Consider the following 6,844-nt stretch of genomic DNA (forward strand, 5'->3'; position numbering starts at 1 on the left):
CGGGGGCCCCGCTCGCGACCACGAAGAGTTGACAGGCGATGTCTGATTCATCACCCTCAGAAATTCCCACGTGAACGATCCGGAGGGGTGACCGTGACCGGCCTGCGCGTCCTCGCGGTGGACGACGAGCTTCCCGCGCTGGAGGACCTGGCCTACCTGCTGCGGGACGACCCCCGGATCGCGGAGGTCTCCCTGGCCAGGGACGGGGCCGCGGCGCTGCGCGTCCTGGACCGGGCGATCGCCGACGGCCGGCCGATCGACGCGGTCTTCCTCGACATCCGGATGCGCGGCCTGGACGGGGTGGTGCTCGGCCGGCTGCTCTCCCAGTTCGCCAACCCGCCCCGGGTGGTCTTCGTGACGGCCTACGAGGAGCACGCGGTCGACGCCTTCGAGATCAAGGCCGAGGACTACCTGCTCAAGCCGGTCCGGCCGGAGCGGCTGGCCGAGGCCATCCGGCGGGTGTTCGTCTCGGCCGAGCTGCCGGAGAGCGAGGCCGCGGGCCGCACCGACCCCGACACCATCCCGGTCGAGCTCGGCGGCGTCACCCGCTTCGTGGCCAGCACCGAGGTCCGCTACGTCGAGGCGCAGGGCGACTACGCCCGCCTGCACACCGCGGGCGGCAGCCACCTGGTGCGCATCTCGCTGGCCACCCTGGAGGAGCGCTGGGCCTCGGCCGGGTTCGTCCGGGTGCACCGCAGCCACCTGGTCGCGGTCAAGCACATCGACGAGCTGCACATCGACTCGGGCCGGTGCGTGGTCCGCATCGGCGAGACCGAGATCCCGGTCAGCCGGCGCCACACCCGCGAGCTGCGGGACCTGCTGGTCCGCCGGGCGCGCAAGGGCCGGTCCGAGTGAGCCGCGAGTCCGAGCCCGAGCGGGGCGCCGAGCCGCGCCGCTGGATCGCCGAGCTGTCCCGCCGGGACCCCGACCGCTCCCGCAGGGACTCCGAGCGCTCCAGGAAGGATCCCGACCGGCCGCGCCGGGAGCCCGAGCGGCCCCGGCGCGAGGTGGTGACGAGCCCCCGGACCCTGGCCCCGCGCCACCCCCGCTACCCGGTCACCCGCGAGATCGACGAGCAGACCCGGCTGGGCGAGGTCTACATGCGCTCGCTGATCCGTACCCAGTTCCGGCTGGCCCTGTTCGTCTGCACGGTGCTGGCCTGCGTGGTGGGCGGCCTGCCGCTGCTGTTCCTGCTGGTGCCCGACCTGCGCGCGGTCCACCTGCTGGGGATCCCGCTGCCCTGGGCGGTGCTGGCCGGCCTGATCTACCCGGCGTTCGTGATCGGCGCCTGGCTCTACGTCCGGCAGGCGGAGCGCAACGAGCGCCACTTCGCCGAGCTGGTGGACCGGGCCCGTTGACCCCCCGCCCGGGGCCCGGAGCCCTCCCGAACCCGCGGAAAGGCGTCGGATGAGCACCGCGTACGGGGTGACGGCGGTCGTGCTGGTGGTGCTGGCGGCGGTGCTGATCGGCGCGTTCGGCATCAGGCTGTCGCGGACCACCTCCGACTTCTACGTCGCCTCGCGCACCGTCTCCCCGCTGTGGAACGCCTCCGCCATCGGCGGGGAGTACCTGTCGGCCGCGAGCTTCCTGGGCATCGCCGGGCTGATCCTCACCTACGGCGCGGACATGCTCTGGCTGCCGGTCGGCTGGACGGGCGGCTACCTGGTGCTGCTGGTGCTGGTCTCGGCGCCGCTGCGGCGCTCGGGCGCGTACACGCTGCCCGACTTCGCCGAGGCGCGGCTGGAGTCGATGGCGGTACGGCGGATGGCCGGGGTGCTGGTCGTGCTGATCGGCTGGCTGTACCTGATGCCGCAGTTCCAGAGCGCCGGCCTGGTCCTGCGGGCCATCACCGGCGCCCCCGACTGGGCCGGGGGGCTGCTGGTGGCGGCGGTGGTCGCGGTGAACGTGATGTCCGGCGGCATGCGGTCGATCACGTTCGTCCAGGCGTTCCAGTACTGGCTGAAGCTCACCGCGCTGGCCGTGCCGCTGGTCTTCCTGCTGCTGGCCTGGCGGGACGGCGGGGCGCCGGGGCTGAGCGCGCGGGACGCGGCCGTCTGGGCCCTGCCGCTGGCCGGTGACCGGGAGTACGGCCTGTACTCGACCTACTCGCTGATCCTGGCCACGTTCCTGGGCACCATGGGGCTGCCGCACGTGCTGGTGCGGTTCTACACCAACCCCGACGGCCGGGCCGCCCGCCGCACCACGCTGGTGGTCCTGTCGCTGCTGGGGGCGTTCTACCTGCTGCCGGCCGTCTACGGCGCGCTGGGGCGGATCTACGTCCCGGAGCTGGAGGGCAGCGACACGGTGGTGCTCGCGCTGCCCGGCCACCTGATCGGCGGGGTGGCCGGCGACCTGCTGACGGCGCTGGTGACGGCCGGGGCGTTCGCGGCGTTCCTGTCGACCTCCTCCGGGCTGACGGTCTCGGTCGCCGGGGTGATCGGCCAGGACATCCTCAAGGGCGGGGTGCGCTCGTTCCGGGCCGCCGCGGTGCTGGCGGTGATCGTGCCGCTGGCGCTGGCCACCGCGGCCCGCTCGCTGCCGGTCGCCGACGTCGTGGGGCTGGCGTTCGCGGTGGCGGCCTCCTCCTTCTGCCCGCTGCTGGTGCTGGGCATCTGGTGGCGGCGGCTGACGCCCGCGGGCGCGATGGCCGGGCTGCTCGCCGGGGGCGGCCTGGCCTGCACGGCGGTGCTGATGACGATCGGCGGAGGCCCGCACTCCGGCCTGCTCGGCGCGCTGCTGGCCCAGCCCGCGGCCTGGACGGTCCCGATCGCGTTCCTCGTCATGGTGGTGGCCTCGCTGCTGACGCCGTCGCGGATCCCGCCGAACGTGGCGCGGACCATGGTGCGTCTGCACACCCCCGAGACCCTCGACCTGGACCGGGGCGACTGGCGGCCCCGGTCCTCTTGACGGGTCCGGCGACCTATGGCGGAATGACCGTTATGAGGGTTTATTTAGGCTGCTTTGATTAGGTTTGTTACTTATCGGCTTTGATGGTGAGGCGCCCGCCGGGACCGGCGGTGTCGCCGGTGCTCTCGGTGTCGTCGGTGTCGTCGGTGTCGCCGGTGTCGCCGGTGTCGTCGGCGCCGCCGGTGCACCGTCCCGGGACCGGCCGGTGCGCCGGCTCTCCGGCCGGCGGTGACGCCTGAGGTCCTGAGGCTGCCCAGGTTCAGGCTCGTCTACGTCGGGATGGCCGTCAGCCTGCTCGGTGACGCCTCGCTGCTGCTGATCCCCGCGATCCTGGCCAAGAGGCTCACCGGCTCGGACGGCGCCGCGGGCCTGACCCTGTTCTTCTTCACGCTCCCGCTCTGCCTGTCGCCCTTCTTCGGGTACCTGATCGACCGTACGGACCGCAGAAGGCTCCTGGTGGTCACCTGCCTGCTGTCGGGGGTCGCGCTCCTCCCGCTGGTCGCGGTCACCGGGCCGGACACGTTCTGGCTGGTCTACCCGGTCTCCGCGGCCATGGGCTGCTCGTACGCGGTGATCTTCGCGGCGCTCGGCGGGCTGCTCAAGACCATGCTGCCCGAGCGGCTGCTCGGGCAGGCCAACGGCGCCCTGCACACCACCCGGCAGGGGCTGCGCCTGGTCGGGCCGCTGCTGGGCGTGGCGATCCACGCCGCGTTCGGGATCGGCGCGCTGGTGCTGTTCGACGTGGTCACCTTCCTGGTGGCCGCCACGGTCTTCGCGGCGCTGCCGGTGGCGGCCGCGGCCCGCCCCTCCCCGGGAGGCACTGTGAAAAGCGCCCCGGGAACCGTCTCGGGAAGCGCCCCCGGAGGTGCCCGGGGCGGTGTCCCGGGAGGCGCCCCGGAAAGCGTCTCGGGCGGTGTCCCGGGAAGCGCCCCGGGCGCCGGTCCGGTCCCGCGCGCCCGGCCGGTCAGGGAGGAGTTCTGGGCCGGGGCGCGGCACCTGTGCGCCGACCCGCCGCTGCGCCGCGCGGCCGGGGCGTCCTGCCTGATGTTCACGCTGGCCGGGGCCACCGAGTCGCTGATCTTCGCCGTCATCGAGCACGGGCTCGGCAGGTCGCCCGAGTTCACCGCGCTCACCTCCGTGGCCATGGGGCTCGGGGCGATCGCCGGGGGACTGCGGGGTCCCGCGCTGATGGCGCGCAGGGGAGAGCTGTTCGTGATCGGCGCGGGCATCGTGCTGTACGGCGTGGCGATCCTGTCCTGGGTGGTCCCGGCCGAGACGGTCGTGCTGGCCGCGATGGCGGTCGCCGGTGCCGGCCTGACCATGGAGGGGGTGGCCAGGGCGACCCTGGTGCAGCGTCGCAGCCCCGGTCACCTGGTGGGACGGGTCTCCACCGCGTTCGAGTCCCTGGCCGGGGTCACCCAGCTGTTCTCCCTGCTCGTGGGCGCGGCGCTGGTGTCGGTGGTCGACTACCGCGCCCTGCTGGTCCTGGTGGGCCTGACGGTGTGCTGTGCCGGGGGTCACGCCCTCCGAGGACGGGCCCGGTCCGTCACCGGATGACACCGCGCCTCATCCGCGGGTGACCGGCCGGACGGCTCCGGTGACCGTTCGTCGTACAAGACGGACCTTTCACCGCAGGACATATCCAACTGAACGCGACTCGGCGGCGCCTCGGCGAAGAGACCGCGTACGGGTCTCCACGGAGGGTAGCGTCGCCCCCTACGTTGTCCGTGATCCAGATCACATTTGTGGGAGGTCTTGTGACCGCCAGGCAACACGATTCATCGGTCTATGAACAGATTCAGGCCAGCGAACAGTTCCAGGAGCTGAGGCGCCGTTTCCGGGCGTGGGCGTTCCCGATGACGGCCGCTTTCCTCGCCTGGTACCTGTTGTACGTCATCCTGTCGGCCTGGGCCCGTGACTTCATGGGCACGAAGGTCATCGGCAACATCAACGTGGCGCTGATCTTCGGTCTGCTCCAGTTCGTGTCGACGTTCGGCATCGCCTGGGCCTACTCCCGCTTCGCCGGCCGGAGGCTCGACCCGCTGGCCGACGAGATCCGCCACGACACCGAGGGGAAGAGCGAATGAGCAGCCAGACGCTGTCCACGATCCTGTTCCTGCTCTTCGTCGTGGTGACGCTGGGGATCACCTTCTGGGCCAGCCGCAACACCAAGGACGCCACCGACTACTACGCCGGGGGCCGGGGCTTCAGCGGCGTGCAGAACGGCCTGGCCATCGGCGGCGACTACATGTCGGCCGCGAGCTTCCTGGGCATCGCCGGCATCATCGCGCTGTCGGGCTACGACGGCTTCCTGTACTCGATCGGCTTCCTGGTCGCCTGGCTGGTGGCGCTGCTGCTGGTCGCCGAGCTGATGCGCAACTCCGGCAAGTTCACCATGGCCGACGTGCTGGCCTTCCGGATGAGCCCCCGCCCGGTCCGCACGGCCGCCGGCGTCTCCACCATCACGGTGTCGATCTTCTACCTGCTGGCCCAGATGGTCGGCGCGGGCGCGCTGGTCGGCCTGCTGCTCGGCGTCACCTCGCCGACGGGCAAGGCGCTCACCATCATCGGCGTCGGCGCCCTGATGATCGTCTACGTGGTGATCGGCGGCATGAAGGGCACCACCTGGGTGCAGATCGTCAAGGCCGTGCTGCTGATGGGCGGCGCCGCCCTGATCACCCTGCTGGTGCTCGCCCACTACGGCTTCAACCTGTCGGGCCTGCTGGGCGACGCCGCCACGCAGAGCGGCAAGGGCGACGCCTTCCTGGCACCGGGCCTGAAGTACGGCACCGAGGCGCAGGGCCTCGCGGGCAAGATCGACCTGATCAGCCTGGGCCTGGCGCTGGTGCTCGGCACCGCCGGCCTGCCGCACATCCTGATCCGCTTCTACACGGTCCCCACCGCCAAGGACGCCCGCAAGTCCGTCCTGTGGGGCATCGGCATCATCGGCGTCTTCTACCTGCTCACCCTGGTGCTCGGCTTCGGCGCGGCGGCGCTCGTCGGAGGCAAGGCGATCGCGGCGCAGGACAAGGCGGGCAACACGGCGGCACCGATGCTCGCCGAGGAGATCGGCAAGCAGATATTCGGCGACGTCGGCGGCACCGTCCTGCTGGCCGTGATCGCGGCGGTCGCCTTCGCCACGATCCTGGCGGTCGTCGCCGGGCTGACCTTGGCCTCCAGCTCCTCCTTCGCCCACGACCTGTACGCGCACGTGTTCAAGCGCGGCAACGTGACCGACAAGGAGGAGGTCATGGTCGCCCGGATCTCGGCCTTCGTCATCGGCGCGATCTCGATCGGGCTCGGCATCCTCGCCCAGGGGCAGAACGTGGCGTTCCTGGTGGCGCTCGCCTTCGCGGTGGCCGCCTCCGGCAACCTGCCCGCGATCCTCTACAGCCTGTTCTGGAAGCGGTTCAACACGGCGGGGGCGGTCTCGGCCATCTACGGCGGCCTGGTCTCCGCGCTGGTCCTGGTGATCTTCTCGCCGGTCGTCTCGGGCAGCGCCACCTCGCTGTTCCCCGACGCGAACTTCGCCTGGTTCCCGCTGAGCAACCCCGGCATCGTCTCGATCCCGATCGGCTTCCTGGCCGGGTTCATCGGCGCGCGGCTCAGCAAGGAGTACAGCGCCGGCAAGTACGCCGAGATCGAGGTCCGCTCGCTCACCGGCGTCGGCATGGAGCGGGCCAGCAAGCACTGACCGGCGGTGACGGGTACCCCCCGGCACGCCCGGCCGTCACCGGCCGGACCCGGGACCGGCGGCATCGAGGACGCCGCCGGTCCCGGTGAGGTTCCCGGAGGGGACCACCGGATCCGGACAGGATCCGGGCCGGTCCCCGACCGGCCCGGGGGGGGGGGGGGGGGGGGGGGGGGGGGGGGGGGGGGGGGGGGGGGGGGGGGGAGGGGGGGGAGGGGGGGGGGGGGGGGGGGAGTCTTGCCTCCT

At 72.3% G+C, this 6,844-nt stretch carries 6 protein-coding genes; all 6 read left to right on the forward strand.

Annotation, left to right across the window (positions count from 1 at the left end):
- Window positions 1-93: 93 nt before the first annotated feature.
- The 6 genes from ACZ6RT_RS24670 (at window position 94) to ACZ6RT_RS24695 (ending at window position 6,601) form a co-directional block, all read left to right on the forward strand.
- Window positions 94-855, forward strand: coding sequence for a LytR/AlgR family response regulator transcription factor (locus ACZ6RT_RS24670; protein WP_399193224.1), 762 nt, complete (start codon window positions 94-96; stop codon window positions 853-855).
- Window positions 852-1,358 carry a hypothetical protein gene (locus tag ACZ6RT_RS24675; protein ID WP_399192820.1) on the forward strand — a complete coding sequence of 169 codons (507 nt, stop codon included), beginning with the start codon at window positions 852-854 and terminating at the stop codon, window positions 1,356-1,358. Before ACZ6RT_RS24670 ends, ACZ6RT_RS24675 begins: the two co-directional genes overlap by 4 nt.
- Before the next feature lie 49 nt (window positions 1,359-1,407).
- A complete protein-coding gene (locus tag ACZ6RT_RS24680; protein ID WP_399192818.1) occupies window positions 1,408-2,907 on the forward strand; it encodes a cation acetate symporter in 1,500 nt (499 codons plus the stop codon).
- A gap of 228 nt (window positions 2,908-3,135) precedes the next feature.
- Window positions 3,136-4,464, forward strand: coding sequence for an MFS transporter (locus tag ACZ6RT_RS24685; RefSeq protein ID WP_470156387.1), 1,329 nt, complete (start codon window positions 3,136-3,138; stop codon window positions 4,462-4,464).
- A gap of 200 nt (window positions 4,465-4,664) precedes the next feature.
- Window positions 4,665-4,994 carry a DUF485 domain-containing protein gene (locus ACZ6RT_RS24690; RefSeq protein ID WP_470156389.1) on the forward strand — a complete coding sequence of 110 codons (330 nt, stop codon included), beginning with the start codon at window positions 4,665-4,667 and terminating at the stop codon, window positions 4,992-4,994.
- A complete protein-coding gene (locus tag ACZ6RT_RS24695) occupies window positions 4,991-6,601 on the forward strand; it encodes a cation acetate symporter (RefSeq protein WP_399192812.1) in 1,611 nt (536 codons plus the stop codon). Before ACZ6RT_RS24690 ends, ACZ6RT_RS24695 begins: the two co-directional genes overlap by 4 nt.
- Window positions 6,602-6,844 lie beyond the last annotated feature (243 nt).

Source organism: Streptosporangium sp. NPDC050148 (assembly GCF_055586505.1).